The 26,282-nt window shown below is 69.8% G+C and carries 25 protein-coding genes; 14 read left to right on the top strand and 11 right to left on the bottom strand.

The window, feature by feature from the left end; translation table 11 throughout:
• Positions 1-243: 243 nt before the first annotated feature.
• The 3 genes from ACWFRB_RS23255 (at position 244) to ACWFRB_RS23245 (ending at position 3,227) form a co-directional block, all read left to right on the top strand.
• Entirely contained in the window at positions 244-1,326 is a 1,083-nt protein-coding gene (locus ACWFRB_RS23255; RefSeq protein ID WP_452643604.1) for a phosphotransferase family protein, read from the top strand.
• Positions 1,323-2,408 (top strand): TIGR03857 family LLM class F420-dependent oxidoreductase, encoded by a 1,086-nt coding sequence (locus tag ACWFRB_RS23250; protein WP_452643603.1) that lies wholly within the window; start codon positions 1,323-1,325, stop codon positions 2,406-2,408. Before ACWFRB_RS23255 ends, ACWFRB_RS23250 begins: the two co-directional genes overlap by 4 nt.
• A 135-nt stretch (positions 2,409-2,543) precedes the next feature.
• On the top strand, positions 2,544-3,227 hold the full coding sequence (locus ACWFRB_RS23245; RefSeq protein ID WP_452643602.1) for a TetR/AcrR family transcriptional regulator: 684 nt from the start codon (positions 2,544-2,546) through the stop codon (positions 3,225-3,227).
• A gap of 80 nt (positions 3,228-3,307) precedes the next feature.
• On the opposite strand, the gene ACWFRB_RS23240 is transcribed toward ACWFRB_RS23245, so the two are convergent.
• Both ACWFRB_RS23240 and ACWFRB_RS23235 read right to left on the bottom strand, forming a co-directional pair.
• Entirely contained in the window at positions 3,308-3,700 is a 393-nt protein-coding gene (locus tag ACWFRB_RS23240) for a DUF4240 domain-containing protein (RefSeq protein WP_452643601.1), read from the bottom strand.
• Between the two features lie 3 nt (positions 3,701-3,703).
• A complete protein-coding gene (locus ACWFRB_RS23235; RefSeq protein WP_452643600.1) occupies positions 3,704-4,666 on the bottom strand; it encodes a 5'-3' exonuclease in 963 nt (320 codons plus the stop codon).
• Between the two features lie 37 nt (positions 4,667-4,703).
• Here ACWFRB_RS23235 and ACWFRB_RS23230 point away from each other — a divergent pair, with 37 nt between their 5' ends.
• Positions 4,704-5,879 carry a M24 family metallopeptidase gene (locus ACWFRB_RS23230; RefSeq protein WP_452643599.1) on the top strand — a complete coding sequence of 392 codons (1,176 nt, stop codon included), beginning with the start codon at positions 4,704-4,706 and terminating at the stop codon, positions 5,877-5,879.
• On the opposite strand, the gene ACWFRB_RS23225 is transcribed toward ACWFRB_RS23230, so the two are convergent.
• Positions 5,768-6,865, bottom strand: a complete 1,098-nt coding sequence (locus ACWFRB_RS23225) for a helix-turn-helix transcriptional regulator (RefSeq protein WP_452643598.1) — start codon at positions 6,863-6,865, stop codon at positions 5,768-5,770. The genes ACWFRB_RS23230 and ACWFRB_RS23225 overlap by 112 nt on opposite strands.
• Before the next feature lie 121 nt (positions 6,866-6,986).
• Here ACWFRB_RS23225 and ACWFRB_RS23220 point away from each other — a divergent pair, with 121 nt between their 5' ends.
• Complete coding sequence (locus ACWFRB_RS23220; protein WP_452643597.1) at positions 6,987-7,451, top strand: VOC family protein; 465 nt, start codon at positions 6,987-6,989, stop codon at positions 7,449-7,451.
• A 117-nt stretch (positions 7,452-7,568) separates the two neighbouring features.
• On the opposite strand, the gene ACWFRB_RS23215 is transcribed toward ACWFRB_RS23220, so the two are convergent.
• Positions 7,569-8,093, bottom strand: a complete 525-nt coding sequence (locus tag ACWFRB_RS23215; RefSeq protein ID WP_452643596.1) for a TetR/AcrR family transcriptional regulator — start codon at positions 8,091-8,093, stop codon at positions 7,569-7,571.
• Positions 8,094-8,173: 80 nt separating this feature from the next.
• Here ACWFRB_RS23215 and ACWFRB_RS23210 point away from each other — a divergent pair, with 80 nt between their 5' ends.
• Positions 8,174-9,703, top strand: coding sequence for an MFS transporter (locus ACWFRB_RS23210; RefSeq protein ID WP_452643595.1), 1,530 nt, complete (start codon positions 8,174-8,176; stop codon positions 9,701-9,703).
• 119 nt (positions 9,704-9,822) lie between these two features.
• Here ACWFRB_RS23210 and ACWFRB_RS23205 read toward each other — a convergent pair whose 3' ends face one another.
• Positions 9,823-10,968 carry a tyrosine-type recombinase/integrase gene (locus ACWFRB_RS23205; RefSeq protein ID WP_452643594.1) on the bottom strand — a complete coding sequence of 382 codons (1,146 nt, stop codon included), beginning with the start codon at positions 10,966-10,968 and terminating at the stop codon, positions 9,823-9,825.
• Positions 10,969-11,326: 358 nt separating this feature from the next.
• Here ACWFRB_RS23205 and ACWFRB_RS23200 point away from each other — a divergent pair, with 358 nt between their 5' ends.
• Positions 11,327-12,382 (top strand): hypothetical protein, encoded by a 1,056-nt coding sequence (locus tag ACWFRB_RS23200; RefSeq protein ID WP_452643593.1) that lies wholly within the window; start codon positions 11,327-11,329, stop codon positions 12,380-12,382.
• A 136-nt stretch (positions 12,383-12,518) separates the two neighbouring features.
• Positions 12,519-13,475: a R2-like ligand-binding oxidase gene (locus tag ACWFRB_RS23195; RefSeq protein ID WP_452643592.1), complete on the top strand. Its 957-nt coding sequence runs from the start codon at positions 12,519-12,521 to the stop codon at positions 13,473-13,475.
• 18 nt (positions 13,476-13,493) lie between these two features.
• Here the strand turns inward: ACWFRB_RS23195 and ACWFRB_RS23190 are convergent, their stop codons facing one another.
• Together ACWFRB_RS23190 and ACWFRB_RS23185 are read right to left on the bottom strand one after the other, a co-directional pair.
• Positions 13,494-13,946: a hypothetical protein gene (locus ACWFRB_RS23190; RefSeq protein ID WP_452643591.1), complete on the bottom strand. Its 453-nt coding sequence runs from the start codon at positions 13,944-13,946 to the stop codon at positions 13,494-13,496.
• Between the two features lie 128 nt (positions 13,947-14,074).
• The gene (locus ACWFRB_RS23185) at positions 14,075-14,488 is read right to left on the bottom strand and encodes a TIGR03618 family F420-dependent PPOX class oxidoreductase (RefSeq protein ID WP_452643590.1); all 414 of its coding nucleotides are present in this window, start codon (positions 14,486-14,488) and stop codon (positions 14,075-14,077) included.
• A 31-nt stretch (positions 14,489-14,519) separates the two neighbouring features.
• Between ACWFRB_RS23185 and ACWFRB_RS23180 the strand changes: the two genes are divergently transcribed.
• From ACWFRB_RS23180 to ACWFRB_RS23165, 4 genes are read left to right on the top strand one after another with little or no spacing between them, the layout of a single operon-like run.
• Positions 14,520-15,257, top strand: coding sequence for an SDR family NAD(P)-dependent oxidoreductase (locus ACWFRB_RS23180; protein WP_452643589.1), 738 nt, complete (start codon positions 14,520-14,522; stop codon positions 15,255-15,257).
• A complete protein-coding gene (cbiE, locus tag ACWFRB_RS23175) occupies positions 15,254-16,474 on the top strand; it encodes a precorrin-6y C5,15-methyltransferase (decarboxylating) subunit CbiE (protein ID WP_452643588.1) in 1,221 nt (406 codons plus the stop codon). Before ACWFRB_RS23180 ends, cbiE begins: the two co-directional genes overlap by 4 nt.
• Complete coding sequence (cobM, locus tag ACWFRB_RS23170; RefSeq protein ID WP_452643587.1) at positions 16,471-17,220, top strand: precorrin-4 C(11)-methyltransferase; 750 nt, start codon at positions 16,471-16,473, stop codon at positions 17,218-17,220. The genes cbiE and cobM overlap by 4 nt, the downstream gene beginning before the upstream one ends.
• Positions 17,220-17,969, top strand: coding sequence for a cobalt-precorrin-6A reductase (locus tag ACWFRB_RS23165; RefSeq protein WP_452643586.1), 750 nt, complete (start codon positions 17,220-17,222; stop codon positions 17,967-17,969). Before cobM ends, ACWFRB_RS23165 begins: the two co-directional genes overlap by 1 nt.
• Here ACWFRB_RS23165 and ACWFRB_RS23160 read toward each other — a convergent pair.
• From ACWFRB_RS23160 to cobG, 4 genes are all read right to left on the bottom strand, one after another.
• The gene (locus ACWFRB_RS23160; RefSeq protein ID WP_452643585.1) at positions 17,949-18,623 is read right to left on the bottom strand and encodes a TetR/AcrR family transcriptional regulator; all 675 of its coding nucleotides are present in this window, start codon (positions 18,621-18,623) and stop codon (positions 17,949-17,951) included. The genes ACWFRB_RS23165 and ACWFRB_RS23160 overlap by 21 nt on opposite strands.
• Positions 18,624-18,737: 114 nt before the next feature.
• Positions 18,738-20,255, bottom strand: coding sequence for a precorrin-3B C(17)-methyltransferase (gene cobJ / locus ACWFRB_RS23155; protein ID WP_452643584.1), 1,518 nt, complete (start codon positions 20,253-20,255; stop codon positions 18,738-18,740).
• Complete coding sequence (locus tag ACWFRB_RS23150) at positions 20,255-20,878, bottom strand: precorrin-8X methylmutase (protein WP_097209736.1); 624 nt, start codon at positions 20,876-20,878, stop codon at positions 20,255-20,257. Before ACWFRB_RS23150 ends, cobJ begins: the two co-directional genes overlap by 1 nt.
• Before the next feature lie 18 nt (positions 20,879-20,896).
• A complete protein-coding gene (cobG, locus tag ACWFRB_RS23145) occupies positions 20,897-22,051 on the bottom strand; it encodes a precorrin-3B synthase (protein ID WP_452643583.1) in 1,155 nt (384 codons plus the stop codon).
• 192 nt (positions 22,052-22,243) lie between these two features.
• On the opposite strand from cobG, the gene cobN reads away from it, so the two are divergent.
• Together cobN and ACWFRB_RS23135 are read left to right on the top strand one after the other, a co-directional pair.
• Entirely contained in the window at positions 22,244-25,849 is a 3,606-nt protein-coding gene (gene cobN / locus ACWFRB_RS23140) for a cobaltochelatase subunit CobN (RefSeq protein ID WP_452643582.1), read from the top strand.
• A 28-nt stretch (positions 25,850-25,877) separates the two neighbouring features.
• A complete protein-coding gene (locus ACWFRB_RS23135) occupies positions 25,878-26,258 on the top strand; it encodes a PPOX class F420-dependent oxidoreductase (protein ID WP_452643581.1) in 381 nt (126 codons plus the stop codon).
• Positions 26,259-26,282 lie beyond the last annotated feature (24 nt).

Below are 26,282 nucleotides of genomic sequence, written 5' to 3'. Positions count from 1 at the left end.
GGGCGTCGGGTGGACGGTCGGATTCGTTTTCCGCCACGGTGTCTCGCTGCTGCCGCCTGAACCGTCACCGGATTGCAGGGTGTTGACGGATTCGTGTACAGCGCCGCCAATTCTTTGAGAAGGTTCATTGACAATTGGTCCAAGGGCCGACGGTTGGCGCCGTCGTGGTCGCGCGTGACACCTGGAGGAAATGTGACGAATGCTCAACCACCTGACATGAAGTTGCGACGCACGAGCCGAGACATGGCCGTCGTGCCTGCCGCCTTGGCCAAGTGGCTCGCCACCAAGCTCCCCGAGGGCGCGGAGCCCACCGTCACCCTTCATTCCGGGATCGACGCCAACGGGATGTCCTCCGAGACCCTTGTTTTCGACGCGTCGTGGCGGGAGGACGGCGAGCAACGCACCGCCGAGTACGTGGCCCGCGTCGTTCCGTCGGCCGAGGACTTCCCCGTCCTCGAGAACTACGCGTTGCAGCACCAGTTCGACACGATGCGGATCATCGGCGAGCTGAGTGACGTCCCGGTGCCCCGCGTGGGTTTCATGGAGCCGTCGGGCGAGGTACTGGGGATGCCGTTCTTCCTCATGGACCGTCTCACCGGCGTCGTCCCACCCGACGTGATGCCGTACAACTTCGGCGGCAACTGGCTCTTCGAGGCGTCGCCGGCGGACCAGCGGCGTCTGCAGGACTGCACCGTCAAGGCGCTCGCGGGATTGCACGCGATCCCGCGAGCGGACGAGGCCTTTGCCTTCCTCGACCCGAAGCAGGCAGGCGCAACCGCGTTGCAGCGCAACCTCGCCCGCACACGCGCCTGGTACGAGTTCGCGATCCGTGACCTCGAGCGCTCACCGCTGATCGAGCGCGCCCTTGCGTGGCTCGAGTCCAACCTGCCGGCCACCACCGAGTCCGTGCTGATCTGGGGCGACGCCCGGCTCGGTAACGTGATGTACGCCGACTTCGAGCCGGTCGGAGTCCTCGACTGGGAGATGGCGAGCATCGGTCCGCGCGAGCTGGATCTGTCCTGGCTGATCTTCGCCCACCGGGTCTTCGAGTCGATGACGACCACCTTCGGCCTCCCCGGCATGCCGGACTTCATGCGCGAGGAAGAAGTCGTGGCAGAGTACGCCGCGCTGACCGGCGTCGAGATCGGCGACCTGCTCTGGTACCACGTCCACAGCGCGGTCAACTGGGGCATCCTGTTCATGCGTACCGGGGCGCGGTCCATCCACTTCGGGGAGATCGAGCGCCCCGAGGACATCGAGTCACTGATGCATCACCGATCACTGTTCGAGAGCCTCCTCGACGGCCTGGACGAGGTGGCCCCGTGAGCGAGCAACTGAACGAACTCGGCTACTACGCCGTCACCCGGCACCCGGCGGATGCAAGGGTGCTCTTCTCCGAGGCCCGCGCGGCGGAGGAGCTCGGCCTCGGCTCATGCCACGTCGGCGAGCGCTTCACCGTGAAGGACGCCGCGGTCCTGTCCGGCGCGTTGGCGGGCTGCACGACCAGCCTGGGTATCGCCCCGTCGACCAACCATCACACCCGGCACCCGACCGTCACGGCAACCATGGGATCGACGATGCACGCGCTGACCGAGGGGCGCTATTCCATGGCGTTCGGCCGGGGCATGGCCGACTACTGGCGAGCAATCGGCCTTCCCGTCGTGACCGAGGCCCGTCTACGCGATTTCATCGACATCCTGCGTCGCCTGTGGGACGGCGAGATGATCCTCGACCACGACGGGCCGGCGGGGAAGTGGCCGATGCTGCGCCATGCGAACGGACTGGAGGACGCGCCGCCCATCGGCTTCGTGGCGGTCGGCCCCAAGACGATGGAACTCGCGGGTGAGATCGGAGACTTCGTCGTGCTCCACACGTTCTTCTCCGACGAGGCGACCGTGGCGTCCGTCGAAGCCGTGCGTCGCGGCGCCGAGCGAGCGGGCAAGGACCCAGACAGCGTCCGAATCTGGGCCTGTCTGGCGACGATCGGCGACAACCTGCCGGAGGAGGACCGCCTACGCCGCAGGGCAGGGCGGCTCGTGACCTACCTGCAGGCCTACGCGGACGTGCTGATCCGCGCCAATGGTTGGGACCCCGCGGTATGGGAGCGGATGCGCCAGACCGAGCTCTACGCGAACGCTGCCGCAGCGGGCCCCATCGACGCCAGTGCATCGGTCGAGACGCTGGAGCAGCTCGCCGCGATGCTCCCCGACGAATGGCTGGACTCGGCCGCCTCGGGGTCGCCGGAGGACTGTGCGAAGACCATCGCCCGCCAGTACGACCTTGGCGTGCACTCGGTCATCATGCACGGGGCGACTCCGCAGGAACTGGCGCCGGTCGTCGAGGCCTATCGCGCCGATCGACCGACGCTGCGCCGGGCCGTCTCGGCGAATCCAGGACGGTTCGCCTGACAGGCCGCCGATAAACTGTGCGCAAGACCGCGGGCGTCGCCCCGGTCTTGCGCACACCCTTCACGTAGGACGGACCGAGATGTCAACAACGTCGACTCCTGTTGGCGCGGATCGAGTGTCGAGGACGTGCGGGTCGTGACGAGCGAGTCCCCACAAGCCGCCCGGGCCCTGGAACAGTGGCTGGTGGCCGTCCCGAACCCGGTCACGACATCGGCCGCCGGTACGCGCCTGAACAAGCGCGGCCTCGAGACCAGGGCACGGCTGCTCGATGTGGCCATCCGCTGCCTGGCGGAGGGCGGCAGCGAACCGGTCTCGGCGAACCGCGTTGCCAAGGAAGCGGGCGTGACCTGGGGCACGGTGCAGCACCAGTTCGGCGACCTCGACGGCCTGTGGGTCGCGGTGATCACCGAGATCCACTCCCGCAGTTGGGGCGAGATCCCGGGTCCGTGGCCTGCACTGAGCGGTTCGCTGCGCGAGCGGGTCGAGGGCGCCATCGACTCCGTGTGGATCTATCTGGACACACCTGAGGGACGGGCGCTCACCGCGCTACGGACATGGCTGCCGCCGCGACGCTCGGACATCGTCGCCGAGTACCCGAGGACGGCAGCGGCGTTCGCCGCCCGCGAGCACGACTGGATCCAGGGCTTCGACTACCTGATGGACGGCCTCGACCTCGACCCGGTCAAGTTGGACCAGGTGCGGTGCCTGCTACCTGCGGCCGTGCGGGGCCTGAGCAACGAGCGCCAGCTCGGCTTCACCTCAGACCTCGATGTCGCCCGTCAGACGCTTGCCGAGGCCCTCGTCGCCTTCCTGACCTAGCCACGCTCAGGTCAGCATCACCTGAACCGCGTCTCCCGGACGTCAGCGCGCACAACGACTCACATGCTTGCCGGACAGCCCTAGAGAAGGTCCAGTGGCTCCCCGAACCGGTCGTGATAGACCTCGTACGCGAGCCCGCCGAGATTGGTTGGATCACCGCCGTCGATGTGTGATGGCATCCGGCTCGGCTCGGCGAGAATCGCCTCGTATCTCACGCGCCCCTGGCTGACGACCCACTGCGCCGCATCTTCGAGTCCGTCCTCGGACTCGTCGGGCCCGAGATGGGACCGGTATGGCTCGTCCTGTAGCTCGGCGGCGAAGTCCAAGAACAGATCTTGGAACCTGTAGATGGCGTCCTTCGGCAGTCGTCCGAGAATTTCGCGAAGGCGATCACGGCTCCGCGAGGAATCCTCCACAACGTCCCAGAACCAGTCGACGTCCGAACTCTCGTCGTGACGAGCATCGTCAGCCAAGGCCTAGCCGCCGTACCCGTTCCTCGGTGCGGCCATCGCCTTCGTCAGCCGACCGATCGACGCCCCGATCGCCAGTTCGTCCGCGAGCGCCGCGAGCCGCTCCTGGTCCACCGGCGCGACGGGCAACGGGTCCGGACGCGACATCTCGACCGCCGCGTCGGTGGCCACCTGGACCACCGGCAGCGCGGCATCGAGATAGTCGGAGGCGGTGGTGAGCTTGGCCCGGATCCCCTTGGCCAGGCCGGACTTCGGATCGTCGACGGCCGCGCGGAGCGCCTCGACCGACCCGTACTCGAGCAGGAGCGACGACGCGGTCTTCTCGCCGACTCCCTTGACACCGGGCAACCCGTCGGAGGGGTCGCCGCGCAGCAGAGCCAGCTCCGCGTACCCGGGGCCCGGTCGATCCGCGGGCACCCCGTACTTCTCGGCCACCTCGAGCGGACCGAACAGTTCGGCCTTCGACAGTCCGCGCCCGACGTACAGCACCCGGACCGGCACCGGCTCGTCGGCGACGACCTGCAGCAGATCCCGATCGCCGCTCACCACGACGACCGCGTCGGCGCGTTCGCGGGCGGCGAGGGTGCCCAGCACGTCGTCCGCCTCGAAGCCCGCGGCACCTGCGGTCGCGATACCGGCCGCGGCCAACACGTCGAGGATCATGTCGACCTGCGGCGTCAGCGTGTCCGGCACCTCCTCGACGTCGGGACCCACCTCGGTCTCGACCGCGACGCGATGGGTCTTGTACGAGGGCACGGCGTCGACTCGGAACTGCGGCCGCCAGTCCAGATCCAGGCACACCGCCAGCCGCTCGGGCTGATGCCTGGTGATCAGCGAGGCGACCATGTCGGTGAACCCGCGGACCGCATTGACCGGTCGCCCGTCGCGGGAGGTGAACGATTCGGGCAGCGCGTAGTACGCGCGGAACCACAGGCTCGCGCCATCGAGGAGGAGCAGGGGGCCAGTCATGGCCCTCATCCTGCCAAACCGAACTAACCTGAGTGGCATGAGTTCCCACGGCGGTTCCGCGAGCACCCCATCCGGCAATCCAGAAACGCAGGCGCCCGCGCGCTTCCCGACCGCGATCTACGCGGAACGCCTGCGCCGGGCCGCCGAACTCACCGCGGCTGCAGGGCTGAACGCCCTGCTCATCACTCCTGGCCCGGACCTTCGGTACCTGCTCGGTTCGCGGGCGGATTCCTTCGAGCGGCTCACCTGCCTCGTCATTCCCGCCGATGGATCCACTGCCTCCGTGGTGGTTCCGCGGCTGGAGTTGGCGGCGCTCGGCGATTCCGCGACCGCGGAACTGGGCCTGACGGTGCGGGACTGGGTGGACGGTGTCGACCCGTACGCCCTGGTGGCGTCGGGGTTGCCCTCGCCCGCACGGACCGCGGTCGCCGACGCGATGCCCGCGCTGCACGTCATCCCGCTGACCGCGGCCTTCGGTGCACCGCCTGTCCTGGCCACGGACGTGCTCCGCGAACTCCGGATGATCAAGGACCCGGCCGAGATCGACGCGCTGCGGCGCGCGGGTGCGGCCATCGACCGGGTGCATGCCCGGATGGCGGAGTGGCTGCGGCCCGGTCGCACCGAGGCGGAGGTGGCCGCGGACATCGATGCCGCGATCATCGAAGAGGGCCACACCGCGGCGGAGTTCATCATCGTCGGGTCCGGTCCGCACGGGGCCGACCCGCACCACGAGGTCTCGGATCGGACGATCCGAGCGGGGGACGTCGTCGTCGTCGACATCGGCGGTCCGGTCGAGCCCGGCTACAACTCCGATTCGACCCGCACCTACAGCCTCGGTGAGCCCACTGCCGAGGTTGCCGCCCAGTTCGCGGTGCTGGAGCGGGCGCAGCGGGCGGCCGTGGACGCGGTTCGCCCCGGCGTCACGGCCGAGTCCGTGGACGCCGCCGCCCGCGACGTGCTGGCCGCGGAGGGTCTCGCGGACGTGTTCGTGCACCGCACCGGCCACGGCATCGGCCTGTCCGTCCACGAGGAGCCGTACATCGTGGCAGGCAACCGCATCGAGCTCGCCGAGGGCATGGCCTTCAGCATCGAACCGGGCATCTACTTCCGCGGTGCCTGGGGCGCCCGGATCGAGGACATCGTGGTCGTCACGGCCGACGGCTGCGAGCCGATGAACTCCCGCCCGCACGGACTGACGGTGCTCGGGGACTGACCCGGCGGTTGTGCCCGTGCCGCGCGTGCGGCGCGGGCGGACAGTTGCGCGAACGCGTGGACGAGTTCTGGTGGTCCGAGGACGTCGATCTCGGCGTCGAATTGTGCGAACAACGCGGCCAGGGCGGGCCAGGACCAGGAGCCCAGTCGCAGGCGAGTTCGTTGCGAATCCAGGGGATCCGCGACACCGTCGCGGGCGAAGGGTGCCACGGCCGCGACTGGTGCGTGCAGGACGACTTCACCTGTGCACGGCCACCCTGAGGAAGTGTCGTCGGCGCCTTTGAACCGGGCCGAGAGGAACGCACCCACATCTGCACCCGGCACGGTGCGCGGGGTGAATCGAGGTCCGGTCGGGATTCTCGGGGTGATGCGATCGGCGCGGTAGGTGCGCCACTGGCCTGGCCCTGGCTCCCAGGCGATCAGGTACCAGCGGCCTGACCAGGGCACCAAGTGGTGTGGCTGGACCTGTCGTGGTGGTCGATCGTGGAGGCCGGGCCGGCCGTCGGTGTCGTAGTCGAAGCGGAGTTCCTCGTGGGCGCGGATCGCCGCACCGAGCGCGAGCAGGACATCTGGGCTCGCTTGCACCGCAACCGCGGCGCCGCCGGTGCGGTCGATCGCGGTGAGTTCGACGGCATCGACTCGGGCGCGTAGCCGGCCGGGAAGCACCTGACGCACGGTGGCCAATGCGCGGGCCGCCGAGTCGGTGATGCCTGCGCCGGTGCCGGACGCCGATCCGAGCGCGATCGCGATGGCCACGACCTGATCGTCATCGAAATATATCGGCGGGGTGGAGGATCCCGCCTGGAGTCGATACCCCCCGTCGGGGCCTTTGGTGGCTCGAATCTCGTAGCCGAGCTCTCGTAACCGGTCCACGTCGCGGCGCACGGTGCGTTCACTGACGCCGAGCCGTTCGGCCAGCGCCCCACCCGACCATTCCCGGGTGGCTTGCAGCAATGACAACAAGGTCAGCAAACGTTGCGAGGTCACCGTCGAAGAGTTGCTCGGCATGTTCTCGATCATGCACCCAGTAGCGGACACAAACTGTCCTGTACTGCTGCCACGATGGCCACAACCCAAAGCATTGGGGGAAACCGAGTAGGGAGAGACCATGACCGTCGCCGCTGCCACCCACCTCAACTTCGCCGGCCAGGCTCGCGCCGCATTGAGCTTCTATCAGCAGGTCTTCGGCGGTCAGCTGTCCTTGGCCAGCTATGCGGACTTCGGTATGCCCAAGGAACTGCCTGGTGCGGACAACGTGGTTTTCGGCCAGGTCGTCGCCGAGAACGGATTCACCATCATGGGCTACGACGTACCCGCCCACGCCGAGGCAGATGCGCTGGGATCGGCGCCGGTGTGGACCCGCCGGGAGAACGGGACCACCGTGACCAATTCCCCGTTTTTCGTCTCGTTGCGCGGCGACAACGTGGAGGAAGTCGCAGCCCTGTGGGCCAAGCTGTCCGATGGCGCACAGATCATCGAAGAACTCGGACCGGCCCAGTGGGCACCGGCCTTCGGGATGCTGACCGATCGCTACGCCGTCACCTGGATCCTGGATGTGGCCGCCAGCTACTGATCAGCACTACCCCTCCCACAGGCGCGGTTCAGGATCAACCGTGCGGGCCCGGTCGCCCGGGCCCGCACGGGGCACTCAGTGCTGGGTCAGGCCGTTCGGCCGAACACGACGAACGGCTCATCTGATGATCATTCGAACGATCTCGAGGAGGCCGTCCATCTCTTCCTCGGAGGGCGCGAGGTCGTTGCCCGAGACGGCAGCCCGGTAGTAGAGGCCGTCCCCGAGCAGCACGATCGCCCGTGCAGCCGAGGGATCGCCGACCTCATCGATGAGCGCCTCCAGCCAATCCTGCTGAATGCGCACCAGCGCCTGCCTTGCGCTGACGTTCTCGCCCTGGCTCAGTCGGGCGGTCGCGACGAGGGCGAGGCTGAGGGCTGAGTTCTCAAAGGCCGAGGTGCGCACGTAGTACGCGGCGGCACCTTCAGCCGCAGTGCGCATCGCTTTCACGTCCGCGGTCGCGAGCTCGGCGAGGCGCGCGATCAGGCCCTCGACCAGTGCGTCCTTCGAGCCGAAGTGGTAGAGAAGCCCGCCCTTGGAGACGCCGGCCGTCGTCGCGACGGCTTCGATGGTCGCGGATCTTTCACCCTGGTTGATCAGGATCTCGATGAACGCGTCGAGCAGCTTCGACTTGGTGGCGGGCACGGGTTGGACGTTAGCACTGTACCGTCTGGACGGTATAGTTGCCGGTACCGATCACTCCGAGACGGAAAGCCCTGATATCTATGTCGACCAGCGTCCTCACACAAGGACAAACACCGACCACCCCGAGGGTGGGACCTCGCGGATGGATCGCACTGGCCGTGCTGATGCTGCCCGTGCTGCTCGTCTCCGTGGACAACACGGTGCTCGCGTTCGCACTGCCGTCGATCTCCTCGTCGCTTGGACCGACGGGGGCCGAGCAGCTGTGGATCATCGACGTCTATCCACTGGTGCTGGCCGGGTTGCTCGTCTCGATGGGCAGCATGGGCGACCGCCTCGGCCGGCGCAGGCTGCTGCTCGTCGGAGCCACCGGATTCGCGGCGGTATCCGCACTGGCCGCCTACGCGCCCACGCCCGAGGCGCTGATCGCGGCGCGGGCGCTTCTCGGCTTCTTCGGCGCGATGCTCATGCCGTCGACACTCTCGCTGATCCGCAACATCTTCATCGACCCGACACAGCGGCGACTTGCCATCGCCGTGTGGGCATCCTGCTTCGCCGCAGGTGCCGCGCTCGGCCCGATCGTCGGAGGATTCCTGCTCGAGAACTTCTGGTGGGGCTCGGTGTTCCTGCTCGCCGTGCCGGTGTTGATTCCCCTGCTGATTCTCGCCCCGATCTTTGTGCCCGAGTCCAGGGATCCGAAGCCGGGCCCGGTCGACCCCGTGAGCATCCTGCTCTCACTGCTCGGCCTCGCGCCCATCGTGTACGCGATCAAGAACATCGCCCACGGCGGACCCGCCGCGCAGACCGTGGTGCCCGCAGTCGTCGGTGTCATCGCCATCGCGTTGTTCGTTCGGCGCCAGCTGCGCAGGGACGAGCCGATGCTCGATATGCGACTGTTCACCGTTCCCACCTTCTCTGGGGCGGTGGCGGTGAACCTGATCAGTATCTTCTCGCTCGTCGGGTTCCTGTTCTTCGTCTCTCAGCACCTCCAGCTCGTGGTCGGACAGAGCCCGATGCAAGCCGGAATCGGACTCCTGCCAGGCCTCGGGGTCATGGTCGTCGCGGGGCTGGGAGTCGTTCCGCTCGTGCGCCGCTTCCAACCCCGGGCGATTGTCGTCATTGCCTTGCTTCTGTCCGCGCTCGGGTACCTGACCGTGCTCGTGTTCGCATCGCCGACAGCGGTCGGGCCGATTCTGATCGCCTTCGCGATCCTCGGCGCGGGAATCGGTGCGGCCGAGTCGATTTCCAACGACCTGATCGTGTCGGGGGTACCTCCCGAGAAGGCCGGTGCAGCCTCGGCTGTGTCGGAGACGGCCTACGAACTGGGTGCCGTCATGGGTACGGCGGTCCTCGGCTCGATACTGATGGCGGTATATCGGATGAACCTCGTTGTGCCCGAGGGCGTTGGCACGGACGCGACCAAGGAAGCCGGTGAGACGCTCGGCGCTGCCCATCACGTCGCGGCGGACCTACAGGGCGAGCAAGGTGCCACGCTGCTCGACTCCGCGAACGCGGCGTTCGGTACTGGAGTCGTATACACCTCGGGCATCGCCGTGGTGCTCATGGTTGTGGCAGCCGGTCTCGCATTCGCGACGTTGCGACCGCGCGCCTGATTCCGGCTCACGGTAGGGGTGGCCCGTGCCCGCCCCTACCGCGAGGGCAGAGCTGGCTGTGATGCTCAGGCGCGCGTTGGTCAGCCGGCTGAACGGTCGTCGGCCGTCGACGGCGCTCGTCAGAGGCCGAGCGCGGTGACGGCGTTGCCGTGCAGGCCCGCGTGTTGGCGGGAGTAGATCGCGATCATCCGCTGGTCGGTGTGTCCGCTCTGGGTCATGATCTGTTCTGCGCTCGCGTCGTTGCGGACCGCCTGCGTCACGAATCCGGCCCGGAGACTGTGCCCGCCGAGCAGGGCCACGAACTCCTCGGCGTACCCGGCCCCGACGGCGCGGCGCTTGATCATCGACGCGATCGCCTGTCCGGACATGGCATTGGCACCGACGCCACCGGTACGGTGCACGGGCCGGAACAACGGCCGGACCTCGGACTCACGGCGCCCGAGTGCGCCACGGCAACGATGCGTGATGGGTTCGGTGTCCGGCTCCGCGAGCAAAGCGCTGACCGCGGGTTTGCCGTCCCGGTCCCACGCGTCCAGCACCTCTCGCCACCGCCAGTATGCGCACACCGGGCAGGTGATCTCGGCGGAGCCGTATGGCAGTGTGACCGTACGTCCCGCCGCGGCCTGGTCGGTCTTCGACCGGCGGATCGTCACGTACAGTCCGTCCGCCCGGTGCGGGACGACGTCGCCGACCGCGAGCCCCGACAGTTCCGATCGCCGCATCGCGCCGGTCAGTCCGAGCAGCAGCAGGGCAGTGTCCCGCCGCTCGGCCGCCCGGTCGGCCCACGAGCCGCGTGCCGACCGCGCGCGCATGGACTCGACGATGCTGCGGATGTCGGCGGTGAGCAGCGGCTCGCGGCGAATCGGCGGCGTGGCCCTGGTACGGGCGATACCACGCAGGATCTCGCGCACGGCGGAGGACTGCCCCGGCTTGGGATGGCCGGCGAGCGAATGGATCTTGTTGATCGAGGCGACCCAGCGCGTCATCGTCGACGACGCGTAGGCGGGTCGGCCGTCCGGCCGCACCTCCGAGGACTTCTCGGCCAGGAACCAGCCGACGAGGTCGGGAGAGGCGGGCAACGGTTCCCGGCCGACGCGCTTGCACCAGCGAGTGAAGTTGCTCCAGTCGCTCAGTTGCGCGGCGCGGGTGTTGGGGGAGACGGACTCGACGCGCAGGCGCTGCATGACCGCGGCCGCGTCGACCGGGACCGCGAGTGCTCCGGCCGATGCGTCGCCTGCGGTGAGGTATTCGAGTTCGGCCGCCACGACACAGGACGATACGTGGCCGATCCGACAGTTCGCGGCCGCCAGGACCGGTCACGGCGGCGACATCTCGGCCAGCCCGTCACGTGACGTAACGGCATCCACGTCACCCACCGCGGCGGCGCGGCACAGCGCCCGTCAGTCCTCGCTCGTCCCGTCGCCTTGTCGGCAACCCACTTTTCTGAATCCGTCTCATCGACGGTTCGGCGCACGATTCCGAGCCGAGAACCCCTCGGTCAGTAACTCACGATAAGTGGGGATTATGACGATCAAGAATCATCGTTTCATTACGGAACTCGTAACGTAACCTGCAATGTAACGTAACTATAAGGACGAATCCGCAACGAGCAGGGGATTGCACGTGAACACCGAGGACGTGAACGGCGCGGACGCTGCCGAGGAACCGAAGCCGCGACCAGGACGGCCCCGCCAATACGCCAGCGACGCAGACCGTGTCCGGGCCTTCCGCTCACGCAGGAAGGCCCGCGAGCAGCAGGGCGAACTCGACGCGCTCGCAACCGCGACGCCGAGCGAGGTGGTCGGGGTCCTCGAACGGACACTCGAGGACCTCCGAACCGTCACCGCCGCCTCGATCGAGCAGTTCAACGTGTTCGCCCGGCAGATCACCGCCGCCGTGGACAAGCTCAGCGACCCGGACGCGCTCGACGCCGCACTGCACCGCGCCACCGTCGAACTCGCGCAGACGAAGGCGAAGTACGAGACGGACCTGGCCGAGCTCAGGACACGCCACGAGGCCGCGGTGGAGGATCGGGCGAACGCGGAGGCCGCCGTCGACGCGGTCGACGCCGAGCTCTCCGCCGCCGTCGCGGATCACCGGCTCGAACTCGAACGACTGTCCGCGGACCACCAGGCCGAGCTCCGGAGCCAGGAACAGGCACACGCGGGGGCGCTGCGCGCCGCGACCGAGCGGGTGGCGGCCGTTGAGTCTGATCGCGACACCCGCCTGTCTGCCGCAGAATCCGACCTCGACGACCTGCGCAGTAGGTTCCGCGAGGCGCAGTCCCTTGCGGAGGCGGCCGAACGAAGGGCCGCGGCCGCCGAACAGTCCGCGGCCGCCTCCGAGCAGCGTGCCGAGCAGGCAGGCGTCGCGGCCGAACAGCGCCTCGCACAGGTAGTCGCCTCGGCCGAGCAACGCATCGCCGACATGCGCGCCGCGGCCGAACTCGCTGCGACCACTGCGGCGGCAACCGCCGCGCGGCTCGAGAAGTCCGTCGACCACGAGCGGGCGGCGGCCAACGCCGCCCGCGAACGCGCCGACACCCTCAGGGACGACCTCGAGCGGGCCCGCCTCGACACCGGCGAGGCGCGCACCGCCGAGGCCGCGCTGCGCGAGAAGTTGGACGAGCTACGCCCCCGCGCTCGCCAAGGTGGGGAGGCGGAGACCGCGACACCGTGACGCGAACCCGCCGACGCCGATACGTGGCGTTGATCGAGGAGCGGCCCGAACCTGCGATTCCTTGACAGGTCCTGACCGCGTGGAACCATGGTGAATGGGTATTCGCGAATCACACCGCGACCACAGGAGCGCCGACATGACTGTTTCCTCACCGACCAGGCAGGGATTCGGATCGATCCGCGCGGGCGGACTGAACTGGGATTCCTTCCCGCTGCGGCTCTTCGCCAAGGGGAACTCCCTGTTCTGGGACCCGGCGATCATCGACTTCCGCCGGGACGCCCAGGACTGGCGCGAGCTCAACAGCGAACAGCAGCGCAGCGCGACCTACCTGTGCACCCAGTTCATCGCGGGCGAAGAGGCCGTCACCGAGGACATCCAGCCGTTCATGAAGGCGATGTCCGCGGAGGGGCGGCTCGGCGACGAGATGTACCTGACGCAGTTCTGCTTCGAGGAGGCCAAGCACACGCAGGTGTTCCGGCTGTGGATGGACGCGGTCGGTCTCACCGGCGATCTGCATCCGTTCGTTGCGGAGAACCCCTACTACCGCACCCTGTTCTATGAGGAGCTCCCCGGCGCGCTCGGCGTGCTCGAGACCGACCCGAGTCCGGCGAACCAGGTGCGGGCCAGCGTCACCTACAACCACGTGATCGAGGGCAGCCTCGCCCTGACGGGCTATTTCGCGTGGCAGAAGGTGTGCACGAAGGAGGGGATCCTGCCCGGGATGCAGGAACTGATCCGCCGGATCGGCGTCGACGAGCGCAGGCACATGGCGTGGGGCACCTTCACCTGCAGGCGTCACGTCGCCGCCGACGACTCGAACTGGGGTGTGGTCCAGCAGCGGATGGGCGAGCTGATGCCGCTCGCACTCGGCATGATCGACTGGGTCAACAAGCAGTTCGAAGTCCAGCCGTTCGGGCTGGACGAACAGGAATTCGTCGACTATGCGGCAGACAGGGCGCAGCGCAGGCTCGTCGCCATCGAATCGGCCCGCGGCCGCCCGCTCGAGGAGATCGACATCGACTACTCGCCGGAGACGCTCGAGGACCAGTTCGGCAGGGAGGACGCCGCGGTGTTCGTCGAGGCCGCCGAGTGACCCCGTGGATCCGGTGCGCTACACGATGAACGTCCCGACCGTCGGACTGTTCTGACAGATCACCGCCGGGCCCAGGGTGATCGAGGTGAACGCGGCGGCGGTCACCTCGCCGTGCCCGGTGTACACGGTCTTGGACTGGTACGGGTACGCCCCCTCGAGATTCACCACGCCGGACTGACCGGTGGTGGAGTTCAACCACGCCACCGTGACCTGTCCGGCCGCTGGGATCGGCGGCGCCGCGGGGAAGGACTGGAACCTGATCTCCCCGGGCCCGATCCCCGGTTCTGGCCCCGTCTGGCCGGTCGCGGCCGTCATCGACATCGGGCTGGCCTGGTTGGGGCACCCGATGGTCAGCGCGGGCAGCCCGAACGGGTGCGGCGGCAGCGCGACGGCCGGCCCCGCGATCAGGACCGCGGCGGCCGCGGGGGCGGCGAGCGTGAGGATCATCTGGGTGGTGTGTAGAGCGCGCATCGCTGCTCCCTTGGTCCGAATGTCATTGCCGGACCGGTCGCGGTGGGACACGGCCGAGTCCCCCGACGAGCAATGTATGACCTAGATCACATTAGTCGACCGCGGCGGGATGCGTCGAGCGTCAGACCTCAGCGGCCCAGCAGGGTGCCGAGGCCCATGACCCGCCGCACCTCGATCTCGACGACCACCCGCGTCGGGTTCTCCCGCGGCTGGCGGTACCGGGCGGCGTAACGGGCGACGGCGTCCGCCACCGCATCGGGGTCGGAGCGCACCGTCGCGGGCCCCTCGAGGGTCAGCCACCGGGGGCCCTCGATCTGGGTGACGGCGGCGTACCCGCGACGCTCGGCGTTGATCGCCTTCTGCGATCCACCGTTCGTGATCACCCGGGCGAGCCGGCTCTCCGGATCCCAGGTGAACCCGACCGCCACCACGTGCGGGGTACCGTCCCGGCGCAGCGTCGAGAGGGTGGCCAGGTGACGATCGGCGAGGAAGGCGTGCGCCTCGGCCGGAAGATCTGCTGGGTTGAAGGGGGTGCGGGCCATGCGCCGACCGTAGTCCAGCACACTTGACGGCATGAGTGTCGGATCAATCGTCATCCTCGGAGGCCGCAGCGAGATCGGTCTCGAAGTGGCCACCCGACTCGCCCCCGGCCGGACCGTGGTCCTGGCAGCGCGGCGCAGCGGCGAGCTCGAAGACGAGCGCCGGGCGGTGCTCGCCGCGGGCGCCACCTCGGTCGAGACCGTCGAGTTCGACGCCGACCGCCTCGCCGACCACGGGCGGGTGCTGTCGGAGATCGTCGAGCTGGGCCCGATCGACGTCGTGGTGCTCGCCTTCGGCATCCTCGGCGACCAGGCCCGCGCCGAAACGGACGCCCAGCACGCGGTCAACGTCATCCACACCGACTTCGTCGCGCAGGTCGCCGTACTCACGCACCTCGCCCAGCTGCTGCGTGCGCAGGGATCTGGGCGGATCGTGGTGTTCTCCTCGATCGCGGGCGCCAGGGTGCGGCGCGCGAACTACGTGTACGGCTCGGCCAAGGCCGGGCTCGACGGCTTCGCCAGCGGCCTCGGCGACGCCCTCGCGGGCAGCGGCGTGAGCCTGCTGCTGGTCCGGCCCGGCTTCGTCATCGGCCAGATGACCGAGGGGATGACCCCGGCGCCGATGTCGAGCACCCCCGGTCAGGTCGCGGACGCGGTGGTCAAGGCGCTGCGCCGGGGCCGCGAGCGCGTGTGGGTCCCCGGCATGCTGCGGCTGGCCATCGTCGTGATGCGGATGCTGCCACAACGCATCTGGCGACGGATGCCGCGATGACCGAATCGCTGACGGTCGTCGGCATCGGCGCGGACGGGTGGCCCGGGCTGTCGCCGAACGCGCAACGTGCGATCACCGGCGCCGAGGTGCTGATGGGCTCGCCGCGTCAGTTGGACCTGGTCCCGGCCGACTCGGATGCTCTCCGGGTGCCATGGCCGTCGCCCCTCGTGCCCGCGCTGCCCGGCCTGCTCGCCGAGCACGACGGCAGCCGGGTGTGCGTGCTCGCCAGCGGCGACCCGATGTTCCATGGCATCGGGGTGACCCTGGTGAACCTCGTCGGACCCGAGCGGGTGCGGGTGATCGCGCACCCCTCCTCGGCCTCGCTGGCGTGCGCCCGGCTCGGCTGGGCGCTGCACGAGACCCCCGTCGTGAGCGTGGTGAGCAGGCCTGTCGAGGTGATCGCCCCGGAGTTGGCGGACCATCGGCGGCTGCTGGTGCTCAGTCGCGACGCCGGCACCCCGGCGGCGCTGGCCGCGCTGCTCCGCGAGAACGGCTACGGCGGTAGTGAACTCGCCGTGCTCGAGCAACTCGGCGGCGATCGAGAGCGGATCGTGCGGGGTCGGGCGGACAGTTGGGATCACCCGACGGGCGACCCGCTCAACATCGTCGCGGTCCGCTGTGTGCGTGACGCCGCCGGGCCCCGGCTCACCCGGCTTCCCGGCCTTCCCGACGAGGCGTACGAGTCCGACGGCCAGCTCACCAAGCAGGAGATCCGGGCACTGACCCTGTCCGCCCTCGCCCCCGCTCCGGGCGAGCTGCTGTGGGATGTCGGCGGGGGAGCGGGAAGCATCGGAATCGAGTGGATGCGTGCCGACGCCAGCTGCCGTGCAATCGGCTTCGAGCAAGATCCCGATCGGGCGGCCCGGATCGCGACGAACGCCCGTCGCCTCGGCGTGCCCGGGCTCGAGATCCGCGGCGCCGCACCGGACGCGCTCGCGGACGCGCCGATCCCGGACGCGATCTTCCTCGGCGGCGGCGTGACCGCGGACGGTGTGTTCGAGACATGTTGGGACCGACTGCCGCCCGGCGGCCGGATGGTGGTGAACGCGGTGACCGCGGAATCCGAGACCCTGGTGCTGCGGTGGCACGGACTGCACGGCGGGACGCTGCGCAAGTTCCAGGTCTATCGAGGCGGGCCGCTCGGCGGGTTCACCGCCTGGCGGCCACAACTGCCCGTCGCCCAGTGGATCGCAACAAAGAAGGAACAAGCCAAGTGACCGTCCATTTCATCGGAGCGGGCCCCGGCGCCGCAGACCTCATCACGGTGCGCGGCCAGCGGATCATCGGCCGGAGCCCCGTGTGCCTGTACGCGGGCAGCCTGGTCCCCGCCGAGCTCCTCGCGATGTGCCCCGAGGGCGCAGAGATCGTCGACACGGCGCGGCTGAGCCTCGACGAGATCACCGACCGCCTCATCGCCGCCGACCGGGCCGGGCTGGACGTGGCGCGGCTGCACTCGGGCGACCCGTCCATCTACAGCGCGGTCGCCGAGCAGGCGCGCCGCCTCGACGCGGCGGGTGTCGGCTACGAGATCGTGCCCGGGGTGCCTGCGTTCACCGCGGCCGCGGCGGCGCTGGGGCGCGAGCTGACCGTCCCAGGGGTGTCCCAGTCGATCGTCCTCACCCGGGTCTCCACGCTGTCGACCGCCATGCCACCGGGCGAGGACCTGACGACCCTCGGGGCGAGTGGGGCCACGCTGGTCATCCATCTGGCCGCGCACCGCATCGATCAGGTCGCCGAGGAGTTGCGCGCGCCCTACGGCGGCGACTGCCCGGTCGCCGTGGTCGCGTTCGCCAGCCGGCCGGACGAGATCATCCTGCGGGGGACCGTGGACTCGATCGCCGCCCAGGTACACGCGGCCGGGGTGACCAAGACCGCCGTGATCATCGTCGGCCGGGTACTGAGTGCCGAGGGATTCCCGGACAGCTACCTGTACTCGGCCTCGCGGCGTCGAACCGACCACTGATGGCGCCGACGGTGCGCGTGCTGATCCTCGGCGGGACCTCCGAGGCCCGATCCCTTGCGGCCCGGCTGTCGGAGTCACCTGATGTCGAGGTCGTCTCGTCGCTCGCAGGCCGGGTCCGCGACCCGCGGCTGCCCGAGGGCGAGGTGCGGATCGGCGGTTTCGGGGGAGTGAAGGGCCTGCGGAACTGGCTTCGCGACAACGCCATCCGTGCCGTGCTCGACGCCACCCACCCGTTCGCCGCCCGCATCTCGAGCAACGCCGCAGCGGCCACGACCGAGGCGGGAATCCCGTTCGCCATGGTGCATCGGCCACCGTGGTCGCCCCACCAGGGTGACAACTGGCTGGAGGTGGACTCACTGGAGGCTGCCGCGGCCGCGCTGCCGGAGCTGGGCCGGAGGGTCTTCCTCACCATCGGCAGGCAGGGCGTGGACCGATTCGCCGCGGTGGACGCCGACTTCCTGGTCCGAGCGATCGATCCGCCGCAGGGCCCGACACCGGCCCGGATGACGCTCCTGCTCGACCGCGGCCCCTTCGACATCGGCCGTGAGTCTGCGTTGATGCGGGAGCACCGCATCGACGTGCTGGTCTCCAAGAACAGCGGGGGCGACCTGACGGTCTCGAAGCTCACGGCGGCGCGTGAGCTCGGCATCCCCGTCCTTATGGTCCGGCGGCCGCCGAATCCGCTCGGCGTCACGGTGTTCGACGGGGTCGACGAGGCGGAGCGCTGGCTACTCGCCGTCGCCTGCTGACTCGTCATCGGCGGGCACCTCGACCGCCTTGGCTGCCACCGCCTGCGCCAACGCGTCCAGATGCCGTTTCGTCACCTCGGTGTCGCGATCGACCAGCCACCGCAGCACCAAGCCGTCCAGGGCGGCGAGTCCGAATCGAGCGATCGCGGAAACCGGCTCGGTCCACGAGGTTCCGGTTCCGCGCGAACATTCCTCAAGGAAGGCCGCGACCTCTGCGGTCATGTGCTCCCGCTGGGCAATGGCGATTGCACCCGCGCGAGGGAAACCGGCATCGCGGTGGCGGAGCGACTGGGTCATGATCTCGTAGGTCAGCAGCCGCCGCTCCGGGTTGGCCTCGATCACCGGCCAGCCCCACTCGAGCCCCGTTCGGATCAGCCTGTACAGGCCCTGCCTGCCACGCAACTCCGACCAATCGATGAGGGTGTCGAACGTGATGCGGGCGGAGCCACTGAGCTCGAGGACGAGCTGCTCGGCCATCGCGACCACGAGCTCTTCCTTGTTCTCGAAGCAATACTGGACCATGCCGATCGATACGCCCGTATGCGCGGCGACCGCCCTGATGGTGACGGCGTCCATCCCGCCACGTTTGGCCAGTTCCAGCGCGCTCATCACCAAGGTGGCGCGCCGCTCATCCCCGGTGAGCCTACTTCCCATTCCGTGATCCTAGCCGGGTCACTCGAATACTGTTGGACGTACGTCCAATAGTCCTCGCGTGTCACCCATTTGTGCGGAATCCCAACCGCGTCAAACGGGTTCAGCGCAGGAACTTCAGGCGGGATAGCGGCGAGGCGTGAACACCAGGGCGCCCTCGGCGCCGTCGACCACGGTGGTCAACGAGGAGCCGATGATCAGCAGGCAGCGCATGTCGATCTCGGCGGGGTCGAGCTCACCGAGGGTGACGATCCGCACGCTCTCCTGCGGACCCGCGACGTCACGGCCGATGATGACCGGGGTCGCGGGATCGCGATGCTCGAGCAGCAGGTCCCGCATCGCGCCGACCTGCCACGTGCGCGAGCGTGACGCCGGGTTGTAGACGGCGATCGCCATGTCCGCCGCGGCCACCGCGGAGATCCGCTTGGCGACGATGTCCCACGGCTTGAGTCGATCGGAGAGCGAGATCACCGCGTAGTCGTGGCCGAGCGGGGCGCCTGCCCGGCTCGCGACGGCGTTGGCCGCGGTCATGCCGGGCAACACCCGGACCGGGACGCCGGACCACTGGTCGTCGGCGGCCATCTCGATCACCGCGGCCGCCATCGCGAACACGCCGGGGTCGCCGGACGACACCACGACCACCCGCGCGCCACGCTTGGCCATGTCCAATGCCATGGCCGCACGCTCGGATTCGACCTTGTTGTCGCTCGCGTGCCGGTTCTGGCCGTCGATCACGGGCACCCGGTTGACGTAGGTGGTGTACCCGACGATGTCGGTCGCGCGAGCCAGTTCCGCGCGCACCTCGGGGGTGGTCCACGCGTCGTCGCCGGGCCCGAGCCCGACCACGGTGACGTATCCCGTCGCCTGCCCCGTCGACGCTGCCCGCTCCGCCGCGGCACCGTTGTTCGACGGACTCGGCACCAGCGCGATCGAGAAGTACGGCACCTGCGACTCGTCCACGTCGGCGGCCGCGATCACCCGCTGCTTGGGCGTGCTGGCCCGCTCGACGTAGCTCGCCTCGGCGAGCCGGCCGGAATCGGTGAGCGCCTGCCGCACGGCGGGAAAGGTGCGGCCGAGCTTGAGGATCGCGGCCGAATCCGTCTCGCGCAACCGCCTGGTCAGTTCCTCGACGGGAAGCGTTCCCGGCAGCACGGTGAGGATCTCGTCGCGCTCGACGAGGGGAGTGCCGAGCGCCGCCGAGGCCGCGCTGATGGAGGTGACGCCCGGGATCACCTCCGCCTCGAACCGGTCCTGCAGCCGCTTGTGCATGTGCATGTAGGAGCTGTAGAAGAGCGGATCGCCCGCCGCCAGCAGCGCCACCGTGCGGCCAGCCTCGAGGTGCTCGGCCAGTCGCTGCGCAGCGGCGGTGTAGAACTCGTCGATCGCGCCCTGATAGCCACCAGGGTGATCCACCGTCTCGGTGGTCACCGGATACACCAGGTGTTCCTCGATCTGGCCCTCTCGCATGTAGGGCTGCGCGACGGCACGCGAGATGCTGCGGCCGTGCCTGGCGCTGTGGAACGCGATGACGTCGGCCTCGGCGATGATCCGGGCCGCCTTCACCGTGACCAGCTCCGGGTCGCCAGGGCCGAGCCCGATGCCCCAGAGCTTGCCGGGGGTGACGTGATCCACCATCACTCCACCTCGCTGGCGATGGCGTTGAGCGCGGCCGCGGTGATCGCGCTGCCGCCGCGGCGGCCGCGGACGACCAGGTACTCGGAGCCGCCGCGGGCGATCAGCTCGTCCTTGGACTCGGCGGCGCCGATGAACCCCACCGGTCCACCCACGATCGCGGCCGGGCGCGGGGCGCCCTGATCGATCATGTCGAGCAGGTGGAACAGCGCGGTCGGCGCGTTGCCGATCGCGACAACCGCGCCGTCCAGCTTGTCGCCCCACAGCTCGAGCGCTGCGGCGGATCGGGTGTTGCCCAGCTGCTCGGCGATCACGGGGACACGGGGATCGGCCAGGGCGCACAGCACCTCGTTGTTCGCGGGCAGCCGCTTGCGGGTGACCCCCGCGGCGACCATGGTCGCGTCACACAGGATCGGTGCGCCTGCCCGCAGCGCGGCACGGGCGGACTCGACGACGCCGGGGGTGAACGCGATGTCGTCGACCAGGTCGACCTGTCCCGACGCGTGGATCATCCGCACCACCACCTGCGATACGTCCGCCGGGAACCGGCCGAGGTCAGCCTCGGCCCTGATGGTGGCGAAGGACTGACGGTAGATCTCGGCGCCGTCGCGGATGTAGTCGGTCATGCGCCACACGATATGGGGTCAGCGCGGCCGTCGGTCCACCCGGTAGCCGTCGCCGGTGGCCACCACGTCGACGACCTCCCCGCGGGGCCTGCCGCATTTGCGGTCGCAGCCCACCCAGTGCTGCCTGCCCTCCACCGGCAGCTCCCCGGCCGCCACCGCCGCACCGAGGTCACCGCGGACATCGGCAAGGGACTTGGCGCAACCGGGGCTTCCCGTACAGGCACTGACCTGCAGCCAGGGCGAGCCCGCGTCGAAGATCAGGCCCATCGGCGCGAGCACCCGCACCACCTGCTCCGCGGTCCATTCGTCGAGGTCGCACAGCAGTACCGATCGCCACGGCGTCACGACGAGGGGCGTGCCGACGGCAGCGAGGAACTCGGCGGTGCGCGCGGGGATCGTGCCAAGCGCGAGACCGGCGGCCAGGGTGACGCCGCCGTCGCCGTGATCGAGCCAGCCGATCGGTCCGGCCCCGTCGCCCGCCAGGTCGACGGGCTCCGCCGTGGCCCGCAGGCCGAGGCCGGCGAGAATCCGCGCGGGACCCCCGTCGATCTCGTGCAGCCGCCACTCGTCCCCGCGGATCTCGTGCAGGTGCCGGGCGGCCTCGAGTAGCACCGTCACCCCGTCCACCGCGGGGATCCGGGCGCCGGAGTCGCGGCCGGCCAGGACCAGGGCCACCTCGTCGGCGCCGACGGCGTGCAGACCGAGGTCCGCGGACAGCCCCGAGACGTCGCCGCGACCGTCGTCGAGGGAGAACATCACCCGACCCGGCAGTTGCGCCAGCACCGGGTCGGCGCACAGGCCGCGGTCGAGATCGCGCACCCAGTCGCGCACGTCGACCAGTCCACCGATCCGCCCGGACAGGGGACTGGCGAGGATGTTGCGTACCCGTTCGTGGGTGGCCGAGGGCAGCAGGCCGATTTCGGCCAGCCGCTCGGCGAAGCGGCCGGGGTCGGTGACCGCGCGCAGCTGCAGATTGCCACGCGAGGTGAGCTCCAGTTCGCCCGCCGCGAGTTCGCGGGAGGCCTCGGCCAGCGCCTGGAGCTGACCGGGTTCGAGGTATCCGCCGGGCAGCCGCACCCTGGCCAGCGCGCCGTCCGCCGCCTGGTGCACCTGGAGGGCTCCTGGGCAGGCGTCGGGGCGGGAACGGTCGGGGGTGTTCGGTTCAGCGGACATCGTCTCCAGGCTACGTCCCGGCACCGGTAGCATCAGCGGCGCTTGCGGCAGCTCGAGAGGAAACCGGTGGGAATCCGGTGCGGTCGCGCCACTGTCACCCGTCCGCCCGCTACCCGCGGACACCGGGGAGCCAGACCCTCCGCCGCTGCCGTTCCGTACCGATGGGGCGCGAAACCCCGAGGAGGCCTCACCGTGATCCTGCTGCTGTCGACGTCCGACACCGACCTGCTCAGCGCCCGTGCCAGCGGTGCCGAGTACCGCTGGGCGAACCCGTCCCGGCTCCTGGTCGACGACCTGCCCGGTCTGCTCGAGGGGGTCGAGCTGGTGGTGGTGCGCATCCTCGGCGGCCGCCGCGCCTGGGAGGACGGGCTCGATGCCGTCCTCGCCGCGGGCCTGCCGACCGTGGTGCTCGGCGGCGAGCTCGCCCCGGATGCCGAGCTGATGGAGCACTCGACGGTGCCGGGCGGCGTGTCCGCCGAGGCGCATTCGTACCTGGCCGAGGGCGGCCCGCAGAACCTGCTCCAGTTGCACCACTTCCTCACCGACACCGTGCTGCTCACCGGGTACGGATTCGAGCCGCCGGTGCACACCCCCACCTGGGGTCACCTGGAGCGGGGCGCGGTCGCGCAGATCGACGGCCCCACCATCGCGGTGCTCTACTACCGCGCCCAGCACCTGGCGGGCAACACCGAGTACGTCGAGGCACTGTGCCGCGCGATCGAGGCCGCGGGCGCCAACGCACTGCCCATTTTCTGCGCCTCGCTCCGCACGGCCGAGCCGGAGCTGCTCGCGACGCTCGGCAAGGTCGACGCGATGGTCGTGACCGTCCTCGCGGCGGGTGGCACCAAGCCCGCGGGCGCATCGGCAGGCGAGGACGACGAGGCCTGGGATGTCACCGAACTGGCCGCGCTCGACGTGCCCATCCTGCAGGGCCTGTGCCTGACCAGCAGCCGCGAGGCATGGGAGTCCAATGACGACGGCCTCTCGCCGATGGACGTCGCGACGCAGGTCGCTGTGCCCGAGTTCGACGGCCGGCTGATCACGGTTCCTTTCTCGTTCAAGGAGATCGACGCCGACGGCCTCACCGCGTACGTGCCCGACCCCGAGCGGGCGGCCCGGGTCGCGGGCATCGCGGTACGGCACGCCCGGCTGCGGCACATCCCACTCGCGGACAAGCGGATCGCGCTGATGCTCTCCGCCTACCCCACCAAGCACGCCCGCATCGGCAACGCAGTCGGCCTCGACACCCCGGCCAGCGCGATCGCGCTGCTCACCGAGATGCGCGCCGCCGGATACGACCTCGGGCCGCTCGACGGCGACGACGCGCTGCCCGGCCTGGCGGCAGGCGACGGCGACGCCCTGATCCATGCGCTCATCGCGGCGGGCGGGCAGGACCCGGACTGGCTGACGGCGGAGCAGCTCGAGGGCAACCCGATCCGCATCTCCTCGGCGCGGTACCGCCAGTGGTTCGCCACGCTGCCGCAGGACCTGCGCGAGGGCGTCGAGAAGCACTGGGGCACCGCGCCCGGCGAGCTGTACGTGGACCGGTCCTCGGACCCCGAGGGCGAGATCGTCATCGCGGCGATGCAGGTCGGCAACGTGGTCCTGATGGTGCAGCCGCCCCGCGGGTTCGGCGAGAATCCCGTTGCCATCTACCACGATCCAGATCTGCCGCCCAGCCACCACTACCTGGCCGCCTACCGTTGGCTGGCCGCCCGTCAGGACGAGGGCGGCTTCGGCGCGGACGCGGTGGTGCACCTCGGCAAGCACGGGAACCTGGAGTGGCTGCCCGGCAAGACGCTCGGCATGTCCGCGTCCTGCGGCACCGACGCCGCGCTCGGTGAGCTGCCGCTGATCTACCCGTTCCTGGTGAACGATCCGGGCGAGGGCACCCAGGCCAAGCGCCGCGCCCACGCGACCCTGGTCGACCACCTGATCCCACCGATGGCACGCGCCGAGAGCTACGGCGACATCTCGCGACTCGAGCAGCTGCTCGACGAGCACTCCAACATCTCGGCGCTCGACCCGGCGAAGCTGCCCGCGATCCGCCAGCAGATCTGGACGCTGATGCGCGCGGCGAAGATGGACCACGACCTGGGCCTCGCGGAGCGCCCGGAGGAGGACGTCTTCGACGACATGCTGCTGCACGTCGACGGCTGGTTGTGCGAGATCAAGGACGTGCAGATCCGCGACGGGCTGCACATTCTCGGCAAGGCACCCGAGGGTGACGCCGAGGTCGACCTCGTCCTCGCGATCCTGCGGGCCCGGCAGATGTGGGGCGGCGAACGCACCGTGCCCGGCCTGCGCGAGGCGCTGGGGCTCAGCGAGGACGGCGACGAGGCCCGCACCAGGGTCGACGCGGTCGAGGAGATCGCGCACCGGCTCGTCGCGGACCTGCAGGCCGCGGACTGGGATCCGGCCGCCGCGGCGCGGATCGGCGCCGACCACGGCGAGCAGGTGGTGGCCGTACTGGAGTTCGCGGCGGCGGAGGTGGTGCCGCGGCTGCGGCAGACCGCAGGCGAGATCGCGCAGGTGCTGCGCGCACTCGACGGCCGTTTCATCGCCGCAGGGCCGAGCGGGTCACCGCTGCGCGGTCTGGTCAACGTGCTGCCCACCGGCCGCAACTTCTACTCGGTCGATCCGAAGGCGGTGCCGTCGCGGCTGGCCTGGGAGACCGGTCAGGCGATGGCCGAATCGCTGCTGGCGCGCTACCTGGCGGATCACGGCGAGTACCCGCGCTCCGTCGGGCTGTCCGTCTGGGGCACCTCCGCGATGCGAACCTCCGGCGACGACATCGCGGAAGTCTTTGCCCTGCTGGGCGTCCGGCCGGTGTGGGACGAGGCCTCGCGCCGCGTCACCAGCCTGGAGGTCATCTCGCTGGAGGAACTGGGCAGGCCCCGCGTCGATGTGACCGTCCGCATCAGCGGATTCTTCCGGGACGCCTTCCCGCACGTGCTGGCGCTGCTCGACGACGCGGTCCGGTTGGTCGCGGCCCTGGACGAGCCCGCCGAGAGCAACTACATCCGTGCGCACGCGCAGGCGGACCTGGCCGAGCACGGCGACGACCGCCGGGCCACCACTCGCATCTTCGGGTCCAAGCCGGGGACCTACGGGGCGGGACTGCTGCAGCTGATCGACTCGAAGAGCTGGCGCAACGACGCCGACCTCGCCGAGGTGTACATGACCTGGGGCGGCTATGCCTACGGCCGGGGCCTCGACGGCGCGCCCGCCTCCGACGACATGCGCACCGCCTACCGCCGAATCGCGGTGGCCGCCAAGAACACCGACACCCGCGAACACGACATCGCCGACTCCGACGACTACTTCCAGTACCACGGCGGCATGGTCGCCACCGTCCGCGCACTGACCGGGAAGTCGCCGGAGGCCTACATCGGCGACAGCACCCGCCCCGACGCCGTCCGCACCCGCACGCTGTCGGAGGAGACCGCCCGGGTGTTCCGCGCGCGGGTGGTCAACCCGCGCTGGCTCGAGGCGATGCGCAGGCACGGCTACAAGGGCGCCTTCGAGATGGCGGCGACCGTCGACTACCTGTTCGGGTACGACGCCACGACCAACGTCGTCGCGGACTGGATGTACGAGAAGCTCGCCGAGACCTACGTGCTGGACGAGCAGAACCGCAAGTTCATGACCGAGTCCAATCCCTGGGCCCTGCACGGGATCGCGGAGCGACTGCTCGAGGCCGCCGAGCGCGACATGTGGGAGCAGCCCGATCAGCAGACGCTCGACGGGCTGCGACAGGTCTACCTCGAGACCGAGGGTGAGCTCGAGGGGGAGTAGTCGGTCCGGTGCCCCTAGGCTGGTGCGCATGAGCCCAACGCTGAGCGAGATCGGTGCCGCCAAGTACGTCCTGCTGACCACCTTCCGCAAGGACGGCTCGGCGGTCCCGACCCCGCTGTGGGCGGCGCTCGACGGCGACCGCCTGCTGTTGTGGACGGTCACCGACTCGTGGAAGGTCAAGCGGATCCGTCGCAACCCGCGGGTGACGGTCGCGGCCTGCGATGTCCGCGGGAATCAGAAGGGCGACGCGATCGAGGCGACCGCGGTGGTGCTCGACGAGGCCGCGACGGAGCACGCCCGCGACGTCATCACCCGCAAGTACGGGATCCTCGGCTGGCTCACGGTCAAGGGCAGCCTGCTGCGCCGCGGCAAGACCGGCACGATCGGCCTCGCCGTCACCGCACCCTGACAGCCGACCGATACGGAACGAGGC

It is taken from the genome of Rhodococcus sp. NPDC055112 (assembly GCF_053607505.1).
Note: the sequence above shows the minus strand (reverse complement) of the source record. Positions and strands in the feature narration are given on the sequence as shown.